The organism is Streptomyces sp. DG2A-72, assembly GCF_030499575.1.
Lineage (GTDB): Bacteria > Actinomycetota > Actinomycetes > Streptomycetales > Streptomycetaceae > Streptomyces.
This window is the reverse complement of sequence record NZ_JASTLC010000001.1, coordinates 9,549,260-9,572,789: the sequence shown is the minus strand read 5'-3', so window position 1 is coordinate 9,572,789 and position 23,530 is coordinate 9,549,260. Positions and strand designations below refer to the sequence as shown.

Genomic DNA, 23,530 nt, shown 5'->3' with positions numbered 1-23,530 from the left:
GCTCAGCCCTTCTTGGGGCGAGGGGTCGGCGGGGACAGCAGCAGCTTGGTGTCGGCGGAAAGCAGCGCCAGTGCGGCGCACTCCCGGCTGTCGCGGAAGACACCGTCGGGCTCCGCGGGGTCGAGCGCCGCCTCGATGTCGATGCTCCGGACGCCCGTGATGTCCTCGAACGCCTTGTCAGTGGAAGGCATATCACCATCTCCTCTGGGTTCACCCCCTCCACAACCCAGATCACCACAGAGTCACAGAGCACGCATCTTTTCCCAGACGTGGCAATACGTCACTTCTTCAACATTCTTGGGGCGCCTAGTCCTCCTCAGGACAGCAACGGGTCCGCCGTCCGCCATGGGCAAGTCGGTCTCGAGTCGTACGAAGTTGCCTGTCGCGGTGTGAACCCGGTTCCCGGCGTACGCGTACCCCGGCTGCTCGCCGAAGAGGTGGTTGGTGAAGTCACGGGAACCGGCGAGGAGTTGAAAAGACTCGCCTTGACCGGGCGGTGCGTGGGTGGCCTTGCGGCCGGGCAGCTGGACCAGGTTCCTGGCGGGGTGACGCTCTTGGCGTCGGCCTTGGTCACGTGGTCGCACCGCCGACGACGCCGACGAGGAACCTTTGCGCTGCGTCGCGAAGTCCTGATGTCCGTGGTGAGGATGCGGCCCCGCCCTCGCCCGCACGCCCCGGCGCGCGCCTCGGTCATAAGGTCGGCGCCATCGGCAGGTCCCTCGGTCATTCGGCCGATCCCGCTGCCGGGGGTTCGGCCTACGGTGATCGCATGAACACCGTTTCCGTCCAGGGCTGCGCCCGTGGCCTTGCCGTCGGTGTCCTGCTCGCCGCATGTGCCGCCGACTTCCTCCTCGCGGGCTCCGACGGAACGAGCGTCCTGCCGACGGCGGGCCCCGTCTGGCCGACCTTGGCCATGGTGCTCATCGGGCTGGCCGCTGTGCTGTGGCCGGCCGGGCGGCGGCCCAAGTGGCTCACGCCGCAGGTGCGTACCGCCGTGCCCGCTCTCGCCTCGGCCCTGCTCGGCCCGGGCGAGATCATGATCCTGCTGTGCCTGCTCTTCATCGCCGTACGGCACTGCCCGCCGCGCTGGGCCGTGGTGTGCGGCGCCCTCGACGCGGGCGCGCTGCTCATCCTGCCGGTACGCGGTGACGTGACGCTGAGCAGCGACGTGCTGGGCCTGCAGATCATCGGTCTGCTGCTGGTCGGCCTCGTCGCGGGGTTCGCGGGCTATCTGCGCTCGATGGACTACCGCCGCACCGTCGCCGTCAGCGACACCCGCCGCAGCGAACGCCTGGCCATCGCCGCCGACCTGCACGACTTCGTCGCCCACCACGTCACCCGGCATCCTCGTGCAGACCCAGGTGGCCCGCATGATGGCGACCACCCGGCCACAGGACCTGGACCCCGTTCTGGCCGGCATCGAACGCGCCGCGACCGAGGCCCTCGCCTCGATGCCCCGCACCGTCGGCGTGCTGCGCGACACCGGTCCCGAGGCGGCCGACCGCCGCCCGGTCGGCGACCTCCTGGGCATCGCGGAACTGATCGAGGGCTTCGCGACGCCGGGCCGGCAGGTCGCCCTGCACCGCGACCCCGCCCTGTCCCCCGACGCCCTCCCCCATGAGGTGCAGGCCGCGGCCTTCCGGGTCGTCCAGGAGGCCCTCACCAACATCCGCCGGCATGCGGTCGACGCCACGCACATCGAGGTCCGCCTGCGATCCGCCACCGACACCGATCGCCTGGTGGTGTCGGTGGCGGACGACGGCCGCGGCGGCACCCAACTCCCGGCCGCCGCCCACGGCGGCGGCTTCGGTCTCGTCGGCCTGAAGGAACGGCGACCGCGCTGGGCGGCGAGCTGGAGGCCGGGCCGCGTGGTGGCGTGGAGTGGGAGGTGCGGGCGGTGTTCTCGGCGGGGAAATCCTGAGGGGAACTCGTCACCTCCGCCAGAAGAGGTGGTGCGTCACGCCGCTCGGGCTGGGCACGACGTCCAGGTGGAACCGGTCGAGCAGGTCATCGGGGGACTCCCAGAGTCGAATTCCGGACCCGAGCTTCACCGGCGAGACCGCCACATGCATGGTGTCGACGAGGTCCGCGTCAAGGAACTGCCGGATGGTGGTGACCCCGCCGCCGAGTCGGACGTCCTTGCCCTGCGCCGCCTCCCGGGCCTGCTCGAGGACCGTGGCCGGGTCGCCGTCCACGAAGTGGAACGTCGTGTCGGAGAGGGTGAACGACGGACGCTTGTGGTGAGTCATGACGAACACCGGCGTGCGGAACGGGGGCTCGTCCCCCACCAGCCGCGCCACTCATGGTCGTGCCAGGCTCCCCGCTGGGGTCCGAACTTGTTGCGGCCCATGATCTCGGCGCCGATGTTGTGTGCGTAGTCCCGGGTCAGGTAGTCGTCGAGGCCCCGGCTGCCCCCGGGGTCGGTGCGCATGGGCCAGCTCGCCGTGGCACCGGCCCAGGAGAACAGCCTCGCGGCATCGGGGAGGCCGAACGGGCTCTCGAAGCTCTGGTCCACGCCGGCGCCCACTCCGTCACTCGAGACGTTGAAGTTCTGGACTCTCAGCAGCTGATCCATGTGTTCTCCTGCGCTGTCGCCGGGCAGGGCCTTCCCTGCCTCTCACCCCTGCGTCGAATGGGAGACGGCCGGATCGACAGTTTCCCGGAACTTCAGAGAAGGCCACTCCGACGTCAGCGCATCGACTCCGTCGAAGCCTCGGCTCTGTCGAGCGTCTGCCGGTGTTCGTGGGCTTCGGCGAGGAGGAGGTAGCCGGCGGCGGTCCAGGTGTAGGCGCGGTCGCGCAGGCCCGTACCGGTCAAGGCGTCGAAGTTCTCCGCGAACCCGTTGGTTTCGCACAGGCCTCGGAAGCGGGCGCTTATCTCGTCGGCCAGGCGCTGGTGGCCGCTGCGGCGTAGGCCGTCCTCGATGAGGACGGTGGCGGGTGCCCAGATCGGGCCGCGCCAGTAGCCGTCAGGGCGGTAGTGCGGGGAGGCGGGGAGTTCGGTGGCCAGTCCATAGGGGGTCAGGTGGGCCTCGATGCGCGCGGCCAGGCTCTTGGCGATGTGCTCGGGCAGGTGCTCGCCCAGGACGATCGGCATCAGGTCGAGCAGGCTGGAGCTGCTCCTGGTGTCGCCGCTGTCCACGCCGCGGGCGACGAACCGCTCCCCCGTCCAGAGTTCGTCGAACATGGCCGCCTGGACGTCCTCCGCGCTACGTGTCCACTTCCGCGCGTCGCCGGCGAGACCGAGTTCCTTCGCCAGGGCGGCGAGTTCGCGCAGTTGGAGGACGAGAAACGCGGCGAGGTCGGCGGTGACGATCACACGCGCGGCGTCGAAGGTGGTGGCGTTGTCCCAGCCGCTGTCGTTGCCGTGCTGGTAGTGCGGCAGGGCGGCCCCCGGTGCGCGGCGTGCGGTGAGCCAGAAGTCCGTCCAGCGCTCCAGTCTGTCGTAGGTCTCGGCGAGTTCGGTTCGATCGAGGGGTTCGGTGAGGCGTCTGCGCAGGTGGCTGAAGGTCCAGCCGTGGATGGGTGGTTTCACGAAGTTGCGGAGGACTTCCGAGTGGGTGACCGAGTCGGGCAGGGCGCCGCTCTCGTCCTGGTGGTCGAAGGGCAGCGCGAACTGGTCCCGGGCGAGGGCGGGCGCTCCGGGGGCCAGGGCGAGGGCGTTGAAGCAGTGGTCCCAGCTCCAGACCTTGTCCATCCAGTGTTTGGACATCAGCACCGCGGGTCGCGTGACCAGGCCTGTCGGCTCCACGGTCGCTGACCACAGGACGTACACGGCGAGTTCGGCTGCCGCAGTGCCGGGCGAGCGCCAGGGAGCCACCGCGTCGGCGAAGGCCGCGAAGTCCTGCTCCGCGGTGGTGACGACCTCGCTGAACGTCGTCCGGGCTGTGACGGGGCTGCGTGCGGTGTCGAGTTCCTCGACAGCCGCCTCCCAAGTGCCCCCGGCCTCCGCGCTGATGGTGAGGCCGCGGTCGGCGTTGCCCAGGGCTTGACTGCCAGTAGCTCCCTGCACGATGCCCGCCAGCACCGTGACCCGGTACCGGCGGCCGGTCTCGTACGACGTGAAGACGTGCGCCCCGTCCACCGGATCCCGGTAGAAGTACGTCCCCGTGAATGGCGTCAGTGTCGACGCCGCCGCTGTGATACGCAGGCTCGTCCCTTCCCCGCGCAGGCGTACGGTGTCCGGCGACTCGTAAGCGAGGTCGATCCGCCCTCCCCCGTGGGCCCACCTGAGGAGACTCGGCGTCGCCGTGACACTGGTCTCGGCCCGCTCTCCCGTCGTGGCGTCGAGGGGGACGAAGCGCAGGACCGGGTGCATGCCGTTCTGGTGGGAGACGAGGTGGAGGTCCTCGGCGTACGTCTTCTCCGCCAGCACAGGGGAGATACCGAACCAGGAGCCATGCGTGCTGAACGGGATGTCGTGGAGGGAGAAGGCCGGGCCGGATCGGGCGGCGGTCATGCAGAGTTACTCGATTCTTCAGCAGGGTTGGTCGGCGGTGCGCGGAAGGCTCAGTCCTTGACCGCTCCGGCGGTCACGCCGGCGGCGACGTAGCGCTGGGCGAGAACGAGGATCACCGTGGCGGGCAGGGAGGCCACGACGGCGGTGGCCATGATGGCGTTCCACTCCTGGTTGTTGTTGCCGATGTACTGGTAGATGCCGAGGGTGATCGGCTGGTGGGTGCCGCCGCTCGCGAGGGTGCTGGCGAAGATGAAGTTGGACCAGGACCACAGGAACGCGAACAGGGACACCGTGACGACGGCGTTGCGGCTCATCGGCAGGACGATGGACCGGAAGGTGGTCAGGGGCCCGGCGCCGTCCATCGTCGCCGCCTGGAGCAGTTCGCCGGGGATGCCGGACATGAACGCGGTGAAGATGAGGACGGCGAAGGGGACGGCCAGGGTGGAGTCGGCGACGATCAGGCCGGGGACGGACTGGAGCAGGCCGAGCTGGAGGTAGATGGCGTAGAAGCCCATCGCCATGATGATGCCGGGGATCATCTGGGCGACCAGGAAGAGGAAGCCGAGCACGCCGCCGCCGCGTGGGCGGAGTTTGGCCAGTGCGTAGCCGGCGGGTGCGGCGAGGGCGACGGTCAGCACGACGGTGCCCAGGCCGATGACGAGGCTGGTGGCGAGGTAGGGCAACTGGTCGTCCAGGACGGCCCGGTAGCCGGCCAGGGTGCCGTTGACGGGGAACAGGCCGGGCGGGCTCTTGCGCATGTCCTGGTCGCGGGTGAAGGACACGTTGAGCATCCAGTAGACCGGGAAGAGCATGATCGCGGTCAGGAGCAGGCCGATGGCTGTCTTCCACCAGGTGGTGCGGCGGGCCCGGCGTGGGCGGTGTGCGGTCGCGATGGTGGTCATGAGGCGTACTGCTTTCGCTGGACCCTGAGATACACCAGGCCGAAGACGAGGGCGGCGACGACGAGCAGGTTGCCGACGGCCGCTCCGGGGCCGAAGGCGGGCAGCAGGTTGCCGAAGCCGAGCTGGTAGGACCAGGTGGCGAAGGTGGTGGAGGAGTCGGCCGGGCCGCCCTTGGTCATGATCCAGATGATGTCGAAGACCTTGAGCGTGTAGACCAGGCCCAGCAGCAGGGTGATCGCGGAGACCGGGCGCAGCAGCGGGAAGGTGATGCGCCAGAACCGCTGCCAGGCGTTCGCGCCGTCGAGGGCCGCCGCCTCGTACAGCGAACCGGGGATCGACTGCAGGCCGCTGTAGAGCACGACCAGGTTGAACGGGACGCCGATCCAGATGTTCGCGATGATCACCGAGGTCAGCGACCAGGACGGCGAGGTCAGCCAGTTCACCGGGCCGATGCCGACGGCATGCAGGGCGGCGTTGACGACACCGGAGTCGCTGTTGAGCATCCACGACCAGGTCGAGGCCGACACGATCAGCGGCAGCAGCCAGGGCACCAGGAACAGGGCCCGCAGGGTCGCCGAGAGCCGGAAATGCTGGTTGAAGAAGACCGCCAGGGCCAGGCCGATGGCGTACTGGAAGGCCAGGCATACGGCGGTGAACACCGCGGTATGCAGCAAGGCCGGGGCGAAGGTCGGGTCGTCGAAGACGGTGCGGTAGTTGGCGAGGCCGGTGAAGGGGGCGTCGCCCTGGACGAAGGAGCGGACGGTGTAGTTGCGCAGGCTCAGATCGAGATTGCGGTACAGCGGATAGGCGTAGAAGAGGACGAGGTAGAGGGTCACCGGGGCGAGGAAGGCCCAGGCGGCCCACTGCTGGGAGGTCGGGCGGCGGCGTGGAGGGTGTGGAGCGGCTGCTCCTTGGTGGTCGAGCGCCGGCGGACGGTCCGGCGGGTGGGTGAGCTGCTTCATCGGGCCCACGTCACTTGACCGCTGCCTGCGCCGAAGTGAGCGCGTCCTTCGGTGACTTGGCCCCGCTCAGGGCGGACTGGACCGCCTTCCACATCTGCTCGGAGATCTTCGGGTACTTGGTGCCCAGGTCGTCACTCGTACGTCCCTTGGCCGCCTTGACCGCCTCGACCCACGGCTTCAACTCGGCATTGGCCGCGACCTGCTTGTCCTGCACCTCGGTGGTGGGGGCGACGTAGGACAAGGTGGTGTCGGTCTCGTAGAGGTTGTCGGTGCTGGTCAGGCAGGTCGCCAGCTTCTGCGCGGTGCTGTACCGGCCGGTGTCGCCCTGGACGGGGACGGTGACGAACTCACCGCCGGTCGGGGCCGCCGCGTTGCCCCCGCCGGACGCCGGGATGGGCAGGACGCCGTAGTCGAAGCCGGCCTTCTTCGCGTTGGCGAGCTGCCAGGTGCCGTTCTCGGCGAACGCGTAGTCGCCGCTGGCGAACTCCTGCCAGCTGGTGGTCTGGGTGTTGTTGAGCACCGAGTTGGGGGCGTACTCCTTCTTGAGCCAGTCGGTCCACAGGGACAGTGCCGACACGCCCTGGGCGGAGTCGAGTTCGGTGAGCTGCGCGCCCGAGCCCCAGAACCAGGGCAGGAACTGGAAGCTGCCCTCCTCGGTGCCGATCGCGGAGAACGTGATGCCCTTCTTCCCGGCCTTCTTCACCTTCTCCAGCGCCGCCGTCAACGACGGCCAGTCCTTGACCGAGGAGATGTCGACCCCCGCGGCCTTGAGGACGTCCTTGTTGTAGTAGAGGGCAAGGGTGTTGGCGCCGATCGGCGTTCCGTACGTCTTGCCGCCCGACTGGCCGGCCGCGAGGAGGTTGGGGTCGGCCTTCGAGGTGTCCAGCTTGGTGTCGTCGGTGGTGGTGAGCACGCCCGCCTCGGCCAGGGTCGACACCACGGGGTTGTCGACGATGAGCACGTCCGGCGAGTTGTCCTGCTGCGCCGCCAGGAGCACCTTGTTGGTCAGGTCGCTGGTGTCGAACGCGGTCCGCTTGATCTTCACGCCGGCCTTGCTGCCGCAGCCGTCGAGGAGTTTCGCCCACGCCGAGCCCTTGGCGAACTGCGGGTAGGGGTCCCAGATGGTGTACGTGCCGCTGTCGTCTCCCTTCGCGGACGAACTGCCGTCCGACGAGCACGCGGTGGTGCCGCTGACGACGGCGACGACGGTCAGGGCCGCGGCGGTGAGCCGCCGTCCGGTGGATCCGTTCATGGCGCGTTCCTTTGTGTTTTCGGCAGGGCATGCCGACGTGTTTTCGGCAAGGGCATGCCGAGGAAGGGGCATGCCGAGCAGGCGGCCGGGCAAGCGTGCCGATGCAGGTGTACGAGGGGGCGGGAATCAGGCGTTCGAGCCGGAACCGGGGTCCGGGAAGACGTGGGCGGGTCCGGTGCTGGCCCGGAGGGAGATGGGCGGCGTGAGCAGGTGGTGGCGCGGTGCCGAGTCGGGAGCGCCGAGTTGCTCGACCAGCAGGTCGACGGCCAGGCGTCCCATCTGTGCCGCCGGCACGTCCGCCGCGGTGAGCTGCGGGGTCACCGTCTCCGCCCACCGGCCGGCCACGACTCCGGTGACGGAGAAGTCGCGCGGCACATGGCGGCCCGCCACGGCCAGGCCCCGGTAAAGGCCGCCCAGCGCGGCCTCGTTCAGGGTGACCAGCGCCGTGGTGGCCGGGTCGTCGTGCAGGATCCGTTCCACGCACGCCTGGCCCGACGCGGCATCGTCCCCGCAGCAGTACGTCCGTACGGTGAGCCCGCGCTCCGCGGCGGCCTTGGTGAAGCCGTCCAGCCCGCGGTGCGCCGACTCGTACCCGGCGCGGAGCAGGTGCTCGGGCCGGTTGACGAAGGCGATCCTGCGGTGGCCGAGGTCCGCGAGGTGGTGGACACAAGCGGCCGCCAGCGCGGTGTGGTCCAGGCCGACCCACCAGCCGCGCTCCGGATGCGCGGTGCGGCCGATGGCCACGGAGGGGAAGTCCAGGGCGGCCAAGTGATCGACGCGGTCGTCCTGGAGCCTGATCTCCATCAGGATCGCGCCGTCGACCCGCCGCTCGGCCAGCAGCCGCTGGAACGAACGGTCGCTGTCCGCGCCGCTCGGGGAGAGCAGCACGTCGTAGTCGTGGGCCGCCGCGGCCTCCACCACGCTGCCGATGAAGTCGAGTTGCATGCCGGTGTAGTGGTTGCCGGCCGGCGGGAAGACCAGACCGAGGGTGCTGGTCCGGCCGTTGGCCAGGGCACGGGCGCTCGCGTTGGGCCGGTAGCCCAGTTCGTCGATGACCCGCTGGATTTTGCGACGCGTCTCCTCCGACACCGAGCGCTTGCCGCTCAGCGCGTAGGACACGGTGCTCCGCGAGACACCGGCCCGTTTGGCGATCTCCCCGATGTTCACGGCGCTCCTTCGTCGAACCGGTTCGAAAGCGAGCCGACTGTCGAACCGGTTCGCTAGACGGGAAGCTAAGAGCGCCCGGAGACGCTGTCAATGCCTTGCGCACAACTTCGGAGAACCGCCGCCCAATCCGCGTCGGAGGTATTGCTGCCCTGTTTCCGGCGATGCTAGCTTCCGGCGAACCGGTTCGACCGAGCCGCTCACAGCCGCCGCGTCCTCCGAGCTGGGCCATCCCGTTCCAGGCCCGTCCAGCTCACCACCGATCGAACCGGTTCATGTCATGGACGGGACGGATCACCCAACGGAGACCTCAGTGCGACGCATACGCAGCAGCACAAGAACAGCAGCCGCCGGTGCCACCGCCGTAGCAGCCCTCGCCGCCCTACTTGCCGTACCTGCCGCCGGGGCGGCCAGCGCGGCGGAACCCGAGCAGCTCACCATCGACCTGGGCACCGACACCGGCGCCTTCCACGGCGGCGCCTCCGGCTCGTTGTACGGGATCTACGGCGACGGCGTGCCCAGCCGCAACGTCCTCGAGGGCATGCACGTCCGCACAGTCTCGACGAAGGCGCAGGACGGGCCCCAGCACCCGGGAGCGGACGCCCTGGAGGTCCTGCCGTCGTTCGTGGACTCCGGCGGCAAGGACGTCTACATCTACATGACCGACATCTACCGCGGGTTCCCGTACCAGTGGCCGGGCGCGGACGGTCCGGCGCGGCTCGCCGACTTCAAGGAGAAGATCAAGAAGCAGGTCCAACAGGTCCTGACCATGGGCGACTACAAGGACAACGTCGTCTACGTCCCCTTCAACGAACCCGAAGGGAACATGTTCGGCACCGGCGCATGGAGCTACAACAAGACCTCCTGGCTGAACGACCCGCGGCACTACTTCGCCGCCTGGAAGGAGGTCTACCACCTCATCAAGGGCCTCGACCCGGACGCCCGCATCGCCGGCCCCAACACCAGCGTCCTCTACAACCAGGTCAAGGACTTCCTCCAGTACACCAAGGCCAACGACGTGGTGCCGGACGTGATGACGTGGCACGAACTGTCGTCGCCCGCCGCGGTGCGCACGAACGTGGCCAAGTACCGGCAGATGGAGAAGGACGTCGGCGTCGGCCCACTGCCGATCAACGTCAACGAGTACGGCCACAACTACCACCTCTCCGTACCCGGTCAGGTCGTCCAGTGGGTGTCCGCCATCGAGGAGTCCAAGATCGACGCCGACCTGGCGTACTGGAACATCGACGGCAACCTCAACGACTCGGCCGTCGAGGCCAACAAGGGCAACGGCCAGTGGTGGCTGTTCAACGCCTACGGCCAGATGTCCGGCCGCACCGTCAAGGTGACCGCCCCGCATCCCAACGAGCAGTACACCCTCCAGGGCGTTGCCACGTTGGACGAGGACAAGAGGCAGTCCCGGGCGATCTTCGGCGGCAAGAGCGGTGACGCGGACGTCGTCTTCAAGAACGTCGATCCCACGTTGTTCGGTACGACCGTGCACGCCACCGTCCAGGAAATCCCGTGGACCGGACAGGTCGGCGACTCGGCCCAGCCCCTTCGACTCGCCGACCAGGAGCTCACGGTCGGCTCCGACGGCACCGTCTCCCTCCCCATGACCGGCATGAACGAGATGTCGGCGTACCAGGTCATCCTCTCCCCCGGCGGCAACGGCGGCGCACCGGCCGAACCCTCCGTCAGCTGGCGGAAGACGTACGAGGCGGAGAACGCCACCTACACCGGCAGCGGCTACTCGAAGAACGGGCCCGAGGGTTCCCCGAAGGACGTCGGCAAGTTCGCGACCTCCGGCGCCTACAACGTCGGCGGGCTGCGCACCGGCTCCGACGGGGTGCTCGCCTTCGACGTGGACGTACCGAAGGACGGCACCTACGACCTGAGCGTGTTCGCCAACTCCTACAACCTGTACGACCGGGTGAAGGAGCAGGGGCCCACCAACGTCTTTCTGCGCGTCGACGACAAGGACCCGCAGGAGCTACGACTGCCCCTCGGCTACAAGTGGGTGGTCTGGGGCCACACCGACACCACCGTGAAGCTGACCGCCGGCAAACACCGCATCACGCTCGCCGCGAAGGACGCGGACCTCGGTGTCACCAAGGGCGACGCCATCATCGACAAGATCGACCTGGCGCTGCGCGACGAGCACGTGACCGCACCGGCGATCTACGAGGCCGAGTACGCCACGCTGTCCGGCTCCCGGCCCGGCTACACCTACCGCGGTGCCTCGGGCCCCGGCGCGGTGCCGCTCGGCAAGGGCGACTCCGCCACCTTCTGGGTCCACGCGCCCGCCGACGGCGAGGCGACCGTGTCCGTCGACCACCTCGGCGGCGGCCGGGCGAGCCTGTCGCTCAACGGCGAGAAGCTCGACGTACCCGGGATCGGCGGCGCCAAGAAGGGCACGGACACCGTCCGGATGTTCCTGTCCGGCGGCATCAACAAGATCACCGTCACCGGTGATTCCCGCGAACTCGTCCTCGACCGGCTACGGGTCACGCCCTCCAGCGGCACCCTGACGTCCAAGGTGTACCAGGCGGAGGACGGCACCCTGACCGGTGCCGCCAAGGTGACCGAGGCCTACACCTTCGCCACCGGCGGAAAGGCAGTCACCGACATCGGCGACGGCAAGGCCAACGCACTCTCCCTCGACGTCGTCGCCGAACGCTCCGGCCGGCACGCGCTGACCATCCGCTACTCCAACGCCGAACAGGCACCCGCCACCCACTACAACCCCGACCCGATCGCCCGCCACGCCGATCTCTCCGTCAACGGCGGACCGGCCCGCAGGGTGCTGTTCCCGACGACCTTCCACTTCAACAACTTCTGGGAACTGACCGTCCCGGTCACCCTGAAGAAGGGCACGAACCGGCTCACCTTCACCGCGCAGGAGCTGCCCGACTTCAACGGCGACACCTACAACCAGTACGACCAGCGGTCCCCGTACGCACCGGTCATCGACCGCGTCGCCGTCACACCGCTCGCAGGGAAGTAGCGCGGCGGATGGCCCGGACCCTCACCGGCCCGGGCCATCCCCCAGCTCAAGCCCAGGCCCCCACCGGCACGAACGAGCTGTCCTGGCGGAAGAGATCCGTGCCGTTCGAGCGCTCCACGCGCAGTTGGTAGCTGTAGTGGCGCAGGTAGTGGCCCGGGTAGTTGTAGGACTCGAAGCGCAGCGCGCCGCTGCTCGTGCCGGTGCGGGCGATGAAGGTGGCGTCCCTGGCGAAGGTCGTCGTGCCATCGTTCGCGTCGAAGCGGGCGCGGTAGTCGTAGTGGCGGAGGTAGTTGCCGGACGCGTCGCGGAAGGAATAGGCGTTCGCGTCGGCCAGGCCCGCGACCACCGAGAAGGTTGCGGCCCGCTTCTCCGCGGTCGTGCTGGAGCTGCTGACCACGGGGAGGTTGAGCAGCGAGGACTGGGTCTGCCAGTAGCGGGTGGGGTAGTTGGCGGACTGGAGGGAGCGGGTGATGCCCTTGGCCAGGGTCGGGCCGCCGGAGACCGTCTCCTTGATCACCGTGAAGTGGCGGGCCGTTCCGGACACGGCGGGAAGTCCGGCCGGGGCGGACCAGGTGGCGAACGTGTCATAGCTGTCGCTGTAGTAGTACGTGCCGTCGCCGTAGCCGTCGAAGAAGATGCGCCAGCCGCCGTTGTCGAGCTGCACCAGCGCCGGGCCCTCGCGGTAGCTGCCCCAGCCTGCCCAGTTGCCGGTCCGGCGGATGGTGTACGGGCCGGCGAGGCTCGACGCGGTGCCGTACTCGATGTACTTCGTCGTCTCGTTCTTCGTGAAGGCGTGGTAGGTCGAGCCGATCTTCACGATGAACGTGTCGATGTGGTTGGCGCCGATGCCCGACAGCGCCACCGGTGAACTCCACGCCGTGAGCGCCGAGTTGGTGGCCTTCAGCAGATACGGCGTGAAGTTCCACTCGTTGTTGGCCGTCGAGCAGGACACGATCACGTTCACGCTGCCGTCGCTGTCGACGAACCACTCCGGCGCCCAGGCGCGGGACAGGTTGGCGATCGGGACCCTGTAGTCGTACAGGAAGGTCCAGTTGACGCGGTCGGAGCTGCGGGCGAAGCCGATGGTGGTGCTGGTGTCCTGCCAGGTGTGCGTGGTGTAGGTGATGTAGTAGTAGCCGTCCGTGTGCTTGAAGATGCTCGCGTCACGGACGCGGTTGCTCGGCGGGGTGTACGCGGAGGACCGGGCCAGGCGGAAGTCGGTCGCGTCGTCCGACGTGTAGACGTTCACCGTGCCGTCGTTGCTGTTGAGGAACGGCACGATCGTGTAGCGCGTGGCCGATCCGCTCGGCGGTGCCGCGGCCACGGCCGTGCCGAGCAGGCCGGGCGCCTCGCCGAGTACGAGTGCCGTGGCGGGCAGGGCCGCCATCGCGCGCAGCAGGGTGCGGCGCGACGGCACGGGGGGACGTGTGGTGGTCACGGGCGGCTCTCCCTAGGACACAGGCCCGCGGACACGGGCGTACGAAATATCGAACACAGTTCGGCAAGTCGATCAGAAGGTAAGGGCGAGGTGCAGGGCCGTCAATGCTTTGGACACGACCTGGTCACGCCGGTGTGACATCCGGGAAGCGCCTGTCCGGCCAGGGACGTTCCGTCACCGCCCCGCGGACGTTACCGTTCGGTAGACAACGTCCTTCCGGAGGTGTCCGTATGACGCTCGCCCGTGCCGCAGGCCTCGCGGAGTCCGCCCGTGCGCTGGCCGACGGGGAGGTGACGTCCCGGGCCATGGTGACCGAGGCCCTGGCACGGATCGAGGCGAGCCAGGGATCGCTGAACGCCTTCCGGATCGTACGGGCCGAGGCCGCGCTCGCCGAGGCGGACGCCGCCGACAGGGAACTGGCGTCCGGGGTGCGCCGGCCGCTGCTCGGGGTGCCGGTGGCCGTGAAGGACGACATGGACGTGGCGGGGGAACCGACCGCGTTCGGGTGTCCGGGCGAGTTCCCGCCCGTGGCGGAGGACGCTGAGGCGGTACGGCGGCTGCGCGCGGCCGGGGCCGTGATCGTCGGCAAGACCAACACCTGCGAGCTGGGTCAGTGGCCGTTCACCGAGGGACCGTCCTTCGGCGCGACCCGCAATCCATGGCACCCGGAGCACACCCCCGGCGGCTCGTCCGGCGGCTCGGCGGCGGCGGTCGCCGCGGGTCTGGTGCCGGCGGCGCTCGGTTCGGACGGCGCCGGTTCGGTGCGGATTCCGGCGTCCTGGACCCATCTGATCGGCATCAAGCCGCAGCGCGGGCGCATCTCCACCTGGCCGCGCGGCGAGTCGTTCCAGGGCATCACCGTCAACGGCACCCTCGCCCGCACGGTCGCCGACGCCGCCTTGCTCCTCGACGCGGCGAGCGGCAATCACGCGCAGGACCCGCACCGGCCGCCCTCCCTGAACATGTCGGATGCGGTGGGCCGCGACCCCGGACGGCTGCGTATCGCACTCTCCCTGAAGCCGCCGTTCACCGCCCTGCCCGCGCGGCTGCTGCCTCAGGTGCGGGACCGGGTCGTCGAACTCGCCGAGAAACTGGGCCGGTTGGGGCACACCGTCGAGGAGGCCCACCCGCCGTACGGCCGGATCGGCCTGACCTTCGTCCCCCGCGCGACCGTCGGAATCGCCGAGCGCGTCCGCGACGTGCCCTTCCCCGACCTCCTCGACCGGCGCACCCGGGACGCCGCACGCCTCGGCAGGCTGCTGGGCGGGCCCCCGCTGCGTGCCGCGCGGCGGGCCGAGGCGGTCCTGCACCGCCGTATCGGCGCGTTCTTCGAGTCGTACGACGTGATCCTCGCGCCCACGACGGCCGCTCCCCCGCCGCGCATCGGCTCGATGCTGAACCTCGGCGGCCTGGCCACCGACCGCGCGATGATCGCCGCCTGCCCGTACGCGTGGCCGTGGAACGTACTGGGCTGGCCCGGCGTCAACGTCCCCGCGGGCTTCGCCACCGGCGGACTGCCGGTCGGCGCGCAACTCCTCGGACCGGCGAACAGCGAGCCCCTGCTGGTGTCCCTGGCCGCCCAGTTGGAGGCGGACCTGCGCTGGCACGAGCTGTGGCCGCCGCAGCACAGGGCCGCTGATTCCCCGGCGGCGTAAGGGCCTTCGCCCCATGACGCCGTGACCATGGAGCCCGTACGCTGTGACGATGGACGATGCGTCGATGGTCGGGCTCATGGGACGGGTCACCGGGACGATCGGGCCCGGGCTGGTCGGCGAGGTGATCGTCCGTGTGCGCGGAGGCGCCGAGCACTTCCTCGCCTATCCGGCCTCCGGGACGGACCGCATCGAGAGCGGCACGGTGGTGATGGTCGTGGAGTACCTGCCGCCGAGGACCGTCTACGTCCAGGCGGCATACGACAGTTGAGCCCGCACCGGCGCAGGTGAGAGCCGTATGCGTCAAGGTTGTGACAAGGATCCGCCAGTGTCTTCACCCTGGCCCTGGACAGGCGCACACTCCCCTTCATTCGGTGCCGAACGGGCACCATGCGAAGGGGGCGAATGCCGATGGTCGTCGGCGTCGTTGCGGGGGTGGCGGTTGTCGCCGTCCTCGTCGTGATCGGTCTGTTCAAGCTGATGTGGCGGGTCGCGGAACCGAACGAGGCATTGATCATCTCCGGTTCCAAGCACCGGACCGAGGGCCTTGAGGAGGGCATGGGATTCCGCATCGTCACCGGGCGCGGCACGCTGGTGCTGCCCGGTGTGCAGGCGGTGCGCAAGCTCTCGCTCGACCTGAACGAGACCGAACTGTCCGTGGACTGCGTGACCCAACAGGGCATTCCGCTCAAGGTGCGCGGCGTGGTCATCTTCAAGGTGGGCGACGACTTCGTGTCGATCGCCAACGCCGGCCGCCGCTTCCTGGACCAGCAGAAGCTGATGGCGGAGCGGGTGCACAACGTGTTCGCCGGTCATCTGCGGTCCATCGTGGGCGGGTTGACGGTCGAGGACATGATCCGGGACCGGGAGAAGCTGACCGGGCAGACCCGGGCCGCGTGCGGTACCGAGATGGAGAAGCTGGGTCTGATCGTCGACTCGCTGCAGATCCACGAGATCGAGGATCCGACCGGGTACATCAAGAATCTCGCCATGCCGCACGCCGCCGCCGTGCAGCGGGACGCGCGCATCGCGCAGGCGGAGGCGAACCGGCTCGCCACGGAGGCCGAGCAGCAGGCCGCGGCCCGGATGTCGGAGGCCACCCGGGACAGCGAGATCCTTCAGGCCGGCTACCAGGCCGAGCGGGACAAGGCCGCGGCCAAGGCGCGTCAGGCGGGGCCGCTCGCCGATGCCGCGTCCCGCCAGGAAGTCGTCGTCCAGGAGACGCGGGTCGCCGAGCTGGAGGCGCAGCGGCGTGAGCAGCAGCTCCAGGCGGACGTCCGTAAGCCCGCGGATGCGCAGGCGTACGAGAAGCGGACGCTGGCTGAGGCCGAACGCGACGCGCGGATCTCGGCCGCGCAGGCCAAGGCGAGGGAGACGGAGCTGGCGGCTGCCGCCGAGGCGACCCGGGTGAAGACGGCCGCGGGCGCCGAGGCCGAGGCGACGAAGGCGCGGGGCGCCGCTGCCGCCACGGCGACGAAGGCCACCGGTGAGGCGGAGGCCGCAGCGGCCCAGGCCAAGGGCCTCGCGGTCGCCGAGGCGACGCGGGCGAAGGGCCTCGCCGAGGCGGAGACCATCAAGGCACGGGCCGCCGCGCTCGCGGAGAACCAGGAGGCCGTGGTCGCCCAGCAACTCGCCGAGAACTGGCCGGAGATCGTGAAGGCGGGAGCGAGCGCCTTCGGCAGCGTCGACAACATGGTGGTGCTCAACGGCGCCGACGGTGTGGCCGACATGCTGGCCAAGGCACTCACGATGGGCGGCACGGGGCTGGGGCTGGCCCGGCAACTGCTGGCGTCCATGAACCAGAACGGGCAGAGCCCGAACGGGACCTCGACGCTGGGCGGGCCGGCGACACCGCCCGTGCAGCAGGTGCCGGTGGAGAAGGACGGCAACTGAACGACTGCGGGCCCTCGTTGCCGGGGGCCCGCACTCACCCTCTACTGTGAGCCGGGTGAGCGCACCCACCGATGACATCCCCGGCCGCTACGGCCCCACCGCCACCACCGAGGCCGACCCCCGTGAGGTCGGCCGCGTGCGCACCGAGTACTCGCCCGCGCACGACGACGACCCCGATCCCGGGGAGATCGTGTGGACGTGGGTGCCCTTCGAGGAGAACGACGGGCGGGGCAAGGACCGGCCGGTTCTCGTGGTCGCCCGTGAGGCTGCCGGGACGTTTCTCGCCGTGCAGTTGTCCAGCAAGCGGCATGACGGGGACCGGGAGTGGGTGCCGATCGGGCACGGGCCGTGGGACAAGTCGGGGCGCGACTCGTGGGTCGACGTCGACCGGGTGCTGCGGCTGCACGAGGAGGGCATGCGGCGGGAGGCGTGCGCGCTGGACCGGATGAGGTTCAACCTCGTGGTGCATAGGCTGCGGCTGCGTTACGGCTGGAGCTGACGCTCCGGAAACGCCCGTACGAACGCTTCTCGCACCACGGCCCCCGGGGTACGGTCCAGCACCCCGAACACCACGTGCTCGAAGCATCCGGCGAACCGGCCCTCGACCAGCAGCCCCCGAAACGCCCCCGCCACCTGCGCCGGATCGTTGCGGAACACACCGCAGCCCCAGGCGCCCAGCACCAGCCGCCGGTAACCGTTCGCCGCGGCCGTCTCCAGTACGCGTTCGGCCCGCACCGACAGGGCCCGCGGCAGCTCTTGCGCACGCTCCGGCGCCGTACGCGACACCACCCCGGCATTCGGTGCCGCCGCCGTCAGGAATCCGGCGGTGTACGGCTCGTCCAGCAGGTTGCCGCGGTCGTCGCGGAAGACGGGTACGGCCGGTGAGTGAATGACGCGGTCCGTGTAGAAGACGTCGCGGTGGGTGCGGTGGTGGTCGTAGAACTCCCGCACCCCGGCCAGGCACGTGTACAGCGCGGAGGCGCGGCACAGGGCCTCCTCCTGGGCCTGCGCGCCGTTGAGGACGCCGCCGCCGGGGTTGCGGGCCGAGGCGAAGTTCAGGACGGCCGTTCCGGAGCCGAGCCGGCGGGCCGCCTCCAGGCTGCTCTCGCCGGTGACCTCGAAGAACGTGTCCGACGAAGGCGTCGGAGCCACCGGCACCGGGTCCGGGCCGTACATCCGCGTGCCGGACCGGGCGGCCTCGATCGCCGCCGCGAGGGACACCTCGCTGCCGTCGGAGGCGCGGTACGCGCCCGCCGCCACGATCTGCTCGGTCTCCCGTGCGATGCCACGGAGGCGCGCGCTCATGGCGCCACCCCCGTAGGCGTCATGACCGCGCGCCCCGCGCGCTCCCCCGTCGTGCTCATGCACGCATCGTGAGCGATGCTGGTCATGCGGTGCAACAGAGTTTTTCCGCCCCCGGAAACACTCGACCAAGCACTCGGGGCGCGGAGGTTACGGGCCCCGAACGTGCCGGTACGCACTCTTGTGCGAAGCGACGCGAGGGTCTTGGGTGGATCGGGTGTGCCGCCTCCGGCCTACCCGGAAGCCGGGTCGGCGGCATGGTGGAATCTCAGGAGGATCCCGACATGTCCGATTCGGCAAGTGGTTGTACGAAGCCTCGTACATCCATCTCCGAAGCCGAGGTCGAGGCGCTCGTCCGCGGCATCTGCTTCAAGACCGGCCCGCCCCGCAGCCTCGGGGTCGAAGTGGAATGGCTCGTCCACGAGCTGCGGACACCGCAGCTCCCCGTCACACCCGAACGACTCGCAGCGGCCTACGCCGCACTGCGTACCGTGCCCCTGAGGTCGGCGCTCACCGTCGAGCCCGGCGGCCAGCTGGAGCTCAGCTCGCCGCCCGCCACCTCCCTGATGGAGTGCATCGGTACCGTCTCCGCCGACCTCGACGCCGTCCGCACGGTGCTCGCCGGGAGCGATCTCGGCCTCCTCGGCGTCGGCCAGGATCCCTGGCACTCGCCCCGCCGGTTCCTCCACGAACCGCGCTACGAAGCCATGGAGACCTATTTCGACCGCACCGGCCCGGCCGGCCGCGCCATGATGTGCACCTCGGCGTCGGTGCAGGTCTGCCTGGACGCGGGATACGAGGAGCCCGGCCCCCTCGGGCACGGGCGGCGCTGGTGGCTGGCGCATCAGCTGGGCGCGGTACTCCTTGCCGCGTTCGCCAACTCTCCGCTCGCCGCACAGCAGCCCACCGGCTGGCGCTCCAGCCGGCAGCTGCAGTGGGTCGAGATCGGTGCGGGCCGCGCGGGCGCGCCCGCGCTGGACGGGGACCCGCGTGCCGCCTGGGCCCGGCATGTGCTGGACGCGCCGGTGATGTGCGTACGGCAGGACGGCGCCCCCTGGGACGTCCCGGACGGGCTGACCTTCCGGGAGTGGACCAGATCGGCCGCGCCACGGCCGCCGACCCACGAGGATCTCGACTACCACATCACGACCCTGTTCCCGCCGGTCAGACCGCGCGGCCATCTGGAACTGCGCATGATCGACGCACAGCCCGGCGACGACGGGTGGATCGTGCCGCTCGCCGTGACGACGGCCCTCTTCGACGACGCGGAGGCCGCCGAGACCGCCTACCGGACCGTGAAACCGCTGGCCGAGCGCGCCCTGGCGCTGCCCGCGCCGCACAATCCGCTCTGGCTCGACGCGGCCCGGCACGGGCTGGCCGACCCCGAGCTGCACGAGGCGGCGGTCGCCTGCTTCACGGCCGCGCTGGACGCCCTGCCCCGGCTCGGCGCCACCAATCAGGTCACGGACGCCGTCCAGGCGTACCTGGACCGCTATGTCATCAAGGGCCGCTGTCCAGCCGACGACTTCCTGGACGGGTTGAACGGCACGAGCCTCCCCCAGTCCCGGCTTCGCTCGACCGGGGGGACCCCCACCTCACACGGGCCCTCACACGGGAAGGACATCCGCACATGACCGCCCCCGAAGAAGACAAGCTCCGGGAGCAGGCGCTGGCCACCCTCACCACGGCCCGCGACCGCACCACGCTCCTCACCTCCTGTGTCGAGGACCCCGACCTCACCGCGCAGCACTCGCCGCTGATGTCCCCGCTGGTGTGGGACCTCGCCCACATCGGCAACCAGGAGGAGCAGTGGCTGCTGCGGACCGTCGCCGGGCGGGAGGCGATGCGGCCCGAGATCGACGGCCTGTACGACGCCTTCGAGCACCCGCGCGCCGAGCGCCCCTCACTGCCTCTGCTGCCGCCCGACGAGGCCCGGCGGTACGCGTCGGAGGTGCGCGGGCGGGTCATGGACGTGCTGGAGAGCACCGCGTTCCACGGGACGCGGCTCACGGAGGCCGGGTTCGCCTTCGGGATGATCGCCCAGCACGAACAGCAGCACGACGAGACGATGCTGATCACCCATCAGCTCCGCAAGGGCCCGCAGGCGCTCACCGCCCCGGACCCTGAGCCCGTTCCGCTGTTCACCGGTCCGGCCGAAGTCCTGGTCCCCGGCGGCCCGTTCACCATGGGCACCTCCACCGAGCCCTGGGCACTGGACAACGAACGTCCCGCGCACCTGCGCGAGGTGGCGCCCTTCTACATCGACACGACGCCGGTGACGAACGGCGCCTACCAGGCGTTCATCGAGGACGGCGGCTACGACGACCCGCGCTGGTGGACGTCCGAGGGCTGGGCGCACATCCGCAAGAACTCCGTCACCGCGCCGCTGTACTGGAAGCGCGACGGCAAGCAGTGGCTGCGCCGCCGCTTCGGCGTGACCGAGGTCGTGCCGCCCGACGAGCCGGTGCTGCACGTGTGCTGGTACGAGGCCGACGCCTACGCCCGCTGGGCCGGGCGCAGGCTGCCCACCGAGGCGGAGTGGGAGAAGGCCGCCCGGCACGACCCGGCCGGCGACCGCTCGATGCGCTACCCGTGGGGCGACGCCGATCCGGCGCCGGAACACGCCAACCTCGGCCAGCGGCACCTTCGCCCGGCCCCGGCGGGCAGCTATCCGGAGGGCGAATCGCCGCTGGGCGTACGGCAGTTGATCGGTGACGTGTGGGAGTGGACGGCGAGCGACTTCCTGCCGTACCCGGGGTTCCAGGCGTTCCCGTACAAGGAGTACTCGGAGGTGTTCTTCGGCCCCGATCACAAGGTGCTGCGCGGCGGTGCGTTCGCCGTGGACGCGGTCGCGTGCCGGGGCACCTTCCGCAACTGGGACTATCCGATCCGTCGGCAGATCTTCTCCGGCTTCCGCACGGCCCGCTCGGGGGACGTCTGATGTGCCGTCATCTGGCGTACGTCGGCCCGCTGTTGCCGGTGCGCCGACTGCTGGTGGAGCCGCCGCACGGCCTGTTCCAGCAGTCGTGGGCGCCCCGGCGGCAGCGGTACGGCACCGTCAACGCCGATGGTTTCGGCATCGGTTGGTACGCGGAGGGGGACCCGGTTCCGGCGCGCTACCGCCGCGCCGGCCCCATCTGGGCGGACCTGTCCTTCGCGGACCTCGCCCGGGTCGTCCGTACGACGGCTCTGCTCGCCGCCGTCCGGGACGCGACCGAGGCGGGGGCGGACGGGGAGGCCGCGGCGGCACCGTTCGCCGCGGACCGGTGGCTGTTCAGCCACAACGGCGCCGTCAAGGGCTGGCCCGGCTCGCTCGCCCCGCTCGCCCGGCAACTGCCCGCGGCGGACCTGCTGTCACTGGAGGCCCGCTGCGATTCGGCGCTCGTCTGGGCAGTGGTGCTGAACCGGCTGCGCACCGGCGACGACGCGGGCCAGGCGCTCGCCGACACGGTCTCGGAGGTCGCCGCGGCGGCCCCCGGCTCCCGGCTCAACCTGCTCCTCACGGACGGCGCGACGATCGCCGCGACGGCCTGGGGCGACACCCTCTGGTACCTCCCGGGCCCCGGCACGGTCGTGGCCTCTGAGCCCTACGACGACGACCCGCGCTGGCAGGAGGTCCCCGACCGCACCCTCCTCACGGCGAGCCGCACCGACGTGCTGCTCACCCCGCTCAAGGACCCGACCGGCGACATGGCAACGGCACCACCGAAGGAGCCCCGTACGTGAGCCCGTTCGTTCTCACCCGCACCCTGCCCGAGGACGCCACCGAGGCCGCCCTGCGCGCCGACGTCCTGCACGGCCTGACCCGCACACCCAAGACACTGCCGCCGAAGTGGTTCTACGACGCCCACGGCAGCGAACTCTTCGAGCAGATCACCGAGTTGCCCGAGTACTACCCGACGCGCGCCGAACGGGAGATCCTGATCACCCGGGCCGACGAGATCGCCGCCGCGGCCCACGCCCGCACCCTGGTCGAACTCGGCTCCGGCTCCTCCGAGAAGACCCGCTACCTCATCGACGCGCTCACCGACCTGCACACGTACGTCCCGGTCGACGTCAGCGACAGCGCCCTCACCCAGGCCGGGCACGCCCTCATCGAGGAGCGGCCGGGGCTGAGCGTGCACGCGCTGATCGCCGACTTCACCGCCCGGGTGGAGCTGCCGGACACGCCGGGCCCCCGACTGCTGGCCTTCCTCGGCGGCACGATCGGCAATCTGCTGCCCGAGGAACGGGCGACCTTCTTCGCCTCGGTCCGTGCCCTGCTCTCCCCCGGCGACGCGCTGCTGCTCGGCACGGACCTGATCAAGGACGAGCAGGTCCTGGTGCGGGCGTACGACGACGCGGCCGGGGTGACGGCCGCGTTCAACAAGAACGTACTGACCGTCGTCAACCGTGAGTTGGGCGCCGACTTCGATCCCGAGGCGTTCGAGCACGTGGCCCTCTGGGACACCGCCAACGAATGGATCGAGATGCGGCTGCGCTCCCGTACCGCGCAGACCGTGAAGGTGCCGGCGCTCGATCTCGCCATCGATTTCGCGGCGGGCGAGGAACTGCGCACGGAGGTGTCGGCGAAATTCCGGAAGGAGGGCGTGCGCGCCGAGTTGTCCGCGGCGGGGCTCGATCTGGCCCACTGGTGGACGGACGGCGAGGGCCGGTTCGCGCTGTCACTCAGCGTGGTGCGCTGACGTTCACCCACTCAGCTGGGGCAGGTGCCGTCTTGGCACCTGCCCCATTTCGTTGTCCGGAATCGCTCCGAAACGTTCGAAGCTCTACTCTCTGCCATCGCCTCTCTTTTGCGCACACCAACGCATATCCCCTGCACAGCACCACGAATGTTTCGCTCGGTCGCGACCACGCGATCGTGGCGGCCGCCGACCGGCTCACCAACGGCCAGGTCATCCTCATGCACGACTGGCCCGCCAACACGGTCGCCGCGATCCCGCGCATCGCGCAGGGGCCGGCCGCACGCAATCTGTGCGCCGGCATGATCTCCCCGTCCCCCACGGCGGCAGCAGCGCCCGGCTGATCCCGTACACCCGACGCACACTCTGTGGCGCGGCGGCCCATGGCCGGACCCAGCCATGTGCTTCACCGCCCGCTTCGAGGCGGCCCGGCGTCGGCACGACTCGCACCCGATGCGTGAACTGGCCTACGCGGCGTGTCGCGCTCCGCCGCACCTTGGGGCACGGTGGAGTGACGAGTGACGCAGGTGTCACGGCGGAGAGGAGCACCCGCATGACGAACCACATCTACCGGGTCACCGAGATCGTCGGCACCTCGCCCGACGGTGTCGACCAGGCCGTCCGCAACGGCATCACCCGCGCCTCGCAGACCCTGCACAACCTGGACTGGTTCGAGGTGACCCAGGTGAGGGGTCAGATCGAGGAGGGGCAGATCGCGCACTGGCAGGTCGGCCTGAAGGTGGGGTTCCGGCTGGACGAACCGGGCTGAGGAGCCCCACTCACGTGCGCCGATCCGACCGGGGTTCGGACACCGGCGC

At 70.2% G+C, this 23,530-nt stretch carries 18 protein-coding genes and 3 pseudogenes; 12 read left to right on the top strand and 9 right to left on the bottom strand.

All coding sequences use genetic code 11. The features are described 5' to 3' along the window. Positions 1 to 2: 2 nt before the first annotated feature. Positions 3 to 191: a hypothetical protein gene (locus tag QQY66_RS45215; RefSeq protein ID WP_301986291.1), complete on the bottom strand. Its 189-nt coding sequence runs from the start codon at positions 189 to 191 to the stop codon at positions 3 to 5. A gap of 578 nt (positions 192 to 769) precedes the next feature. On the opposite strand from QQY66_RS45215, the pseudogene QQY66_RS45210 reads away from it, so the two are divergent. Continuing rightward, positions 770 to 1,921 (top strand): annotated as a pseudogene (locus QQY66_RS45210) (sensor histidine kinase). Between the two features lie 10 nt (positions 1,922 to 1,931). On the opposite strand, the pseudogene QQY66_RS45205 reads toward QQY66_RS45210, so the two are convergent. From QQY66_RS45205 to QQY66_RS45180, 6 genes and pseudogenes are all read right to left on the bottom strand, one after another. Beyond that, positions 1,932 to 2,575, bottom strand: a pseudogene (locus QQY66_RS45205) (dihydrofolate reductase family protein). Between the two features lie 113 nt (positions 2,576 to 2,688). Next, on the bottom strand, positions 2,689 to 4,458 hold the full coding sequence (locus QQY66_RS45200) for an amylo-alpha-1,6-glucosidase (RefSeq protein WP_301986290.1): 1,770 nt from the start codon (positions 4,456 to 4,458) through the stop codon (positions 2,689 to 2,691). 50 nt (positions 4,459 to 4,508) lie between these two features. Further along, a complete protein-coding gene (locus QQY66_RS45195; RefSeq protein WP_301986289.1) occupies positions 4,509 to 5,360 on the bottom strand; it encodes a carbohydrate ABC transporter permease in 852 nt (283 codons plus the stop codon). Further along, positions 5,357 to 6,322 carry a carbohydrate ABC transporter permease gene (locus QQY66_RS45190; protein ID WP_301986288.1) on the bottom strand — a complete coding sequence of 322 codons (966 nt, stop codon included), beginning with the start codon at positions 6,320 to 6,322 and terminating at the stop codon, positions 5,357 to 5,359. Before QQY66_RS45190 ends, QQY66_RS45195 begins: the two co-directional genes overlap by 4 nt. A gap of 10 nt (positions 6,323 to 6,332) precedes the next feature. Further along, the gene (locus tag QQY66_RS45185) at positions 6,333 to 7,574 is read right to left on the bottom strand and encodes an extracellular solute-binding protein (protein ID WP_301986285.1); all 1,242 of its coding nucleotides are present in this window, start codon (positions 7,572 to 7,574) and stop codon (positions 6,333 to 6,335) included. Between the two features lie 126 nt (positions 7,575 to 7,700). After that, positions 7,701 to 8,741: a LacI family DNA-binding transcriptional regulator gene (locus tag QQY66_RS45180; protein WP_301986284.1), complete on the bottom strand. Its 1,041-nt coding sequence runs from the start codon at positions 8,739 to 8,741 to the stop codon at positions 7,701 to 7,703. A gap of 310 nt (positions 8,742 to 9,051) precedes the next feature. Between QQY66_RS45180 and QQY66_RS45175 the strand changes: the two genes are divergently transcribed. After that, positions 9,052 to 11,745 carry a cellulosome protein gene (locus QQY66_RS45175; RefSeq protein ID WP_301986283.1) on the top strand — a complete coding sequence of 898 codons (2,694 nt, stop codon included), beginning with the start codon at positions 9,052 to 9,054 and terminating at the stop codon, positions 11,743 to 11,745. 46 nt (positions 11,746 to 11,791) lie between these two features. On the opposite strand, the gene QQY66_RS45170 is transcribed toward QQY66_RS45175, so the two are convergent. Continuing rightward, the gene (locus tag QQY66_RS45170; RefSeq protein WP_301987712.1) at positions 11,792 to 13,132 is read right to left on the bottom strand and encodes a glycoside hydrolase family 43 protein; all 1,341 of its coding nucleotides are present in this window, start codon (positions 13,130 to 13,132) and stop codon (positions 11,792 to 11,794) included. A 281-nt stretch (positions 13,133 to 13,413) separates the two neighbouring features. Between QQY66_RS45170 and QQY66_RS45165 the strand changes: the two genes are divergently transcribed. The 4 genes from QQY66_RS45165 to QQY66_RS45150 all read left to right on the top strand — a co-directional run bounded on the left by QQY66_RS45165 (position 13,414) and on the right by QQY66_RS45150 (position 17,227). Beyond that, positions 13,414 to 14,838, top strand: a complete 1,425-nt coding sequence (locus QQY66_RS45165; protein WP_301986282.1) for an amidase — start codon at positions 13,414 to 13,416, stop codon at positions 14,836 to 14,838. Positions 14,839 to 14,887: 49 nt separating this feature from the next. After that, the gene (locus QQY66_RS45160) at positions 14,888 to 15,106 is read left to right on the top strand and encodes a hypothetical protein (protein WP_301986281.1); all 219 of its coding nucleotides are present in this window, start codon (positions 14,888 to 14,890) and stop codon (positions 15,104 to 15,106) included. Positions 15,107 to 15,240: 134 nt separating this feature from the next. Beyond that, a complete protein-coding gene (locus QQY66_RS45155) occupies positions 15,241 to 16,728 on the top strand; it encodes a flotillin family protein (RefSeq protein ID WP_301986280.1) in 1,488 nt (495 codons plus the stop codon). A 55-nt stretch (positions 16,729 to 16,783) separates the two neighbouring features. Beyond that, positions 16,784 to 17,227 carry a type II toxin-antitoxin system PemK/MazF family toxin gene (locus QQY66_RS45150; RefSeq protein ID WP_301986279.1) on the top strand — a complete coding sequence of 148 codons (444 nt, stop codon included), beginning with the start codon at positions 16,784 to 16,786 and terminating at the stop codon, positions 17,225 to 17,227. Here QQY66_RS45150 and QQY66_RS45145 read toward each other — a convergent pair. Next, entirely contained in the window at positions 17,212 to 18,033 is an 822-nt protein-coding gene (locus QQY66_RS45145; protein WP_301986278.1) for a TIGR02452 family protein, read from the bottom strand. The two genes, QQY66_RS45150 and QQY66_RS45145, sit on opposite strands and share 16 nt — an antisense overlap. 281 nt (positions 18,034 to 18,314) lie before the next feature. Here QQY66_RS45145 and egtA point away from each other — a divergent pair, with 281 nt between their 5' ends. The 6 genes and pseudogenes from egtA (at position 18,315) to QQY66_RS45115 (ending at position 23,481) form a co-directional block, all read left to right on the top strand. Next, positions 18,315 to 19,664, top strand: coding sequence for an ergothioneine biosynthesis glutamate--cysteine ligase EgtA (egtA, locus tag QQY66_RS45140; RefSeq protein ID WP_301986276.1), 1,350 nt, complete (start codon positions 18,315 to 18,317; stop codon positions 19,662 to 19,664). Continuing rightward, entirely contained in the window at positions 19,661 to 20,971 is a 1,311-nt protein-coding gene (egtB, locus tag QQY66_RS45135) for an ergothioneine biosynthesis protein EgtB (protein ID WP_301986274.1), read from the top strand. Before egtA ends, egtB begins: the two co-directional genes overlap by 4 nt. Then, the gene (gene egtC, locus QQY66_RS45130) at positions 20,971 to 21,756 is read left to right on the top strand and encodes an ergothioneine biosynthesis protein EgtC (RefSeq protein ID WP_301986273.1); all 786 of its coding nucleotides are present in this window, start codon (positions 20,971 to 20,973) and stop codon (positions 21,754 to 21,756) included. The genes egtB and egtC overlap by 1 nt, the downstream gene beginning before the upstream one ends. Beyond that, positions 21,753 to 22,715, top strand: a complete 963-nt coding sequence (gene egtD, locus QQY66_RS45125; RefSeq protein ID WP_301986272.1) for an L-histidine N(alpha)-methyltransferase — start codon at positions 21,753 to 21,755, stop codon at positions 22,713 to 22,715. The genes egtC and egtD overlap by 4 nt, the downstream gene beginning before the upstream one ends. A 170-nt stretch (positions 22,716 to 22,885) precedes the next feature. Next, positions 22,886 to 23,056: pseudogene (locus QQY66_RS45120) on the top strand (polysaccharide deacetylase family protein); the annotation flags it as partial. Between the two features lie 209 nt (positions 23,057 to 23,265). Continuing rightward, positions 23,266 to 23,481: a dodecin gene (locus tag QQY66_RS45115; protein WP_301986271.1), complete on the top strand. Its 216-nt coding sequence runs from the start codon at positions 23,266 to 23,268 to the stop codon at positions 23,479 to 23,481. Positions 23,482 to 23,530: the final 49 nt, after the last annotated feature.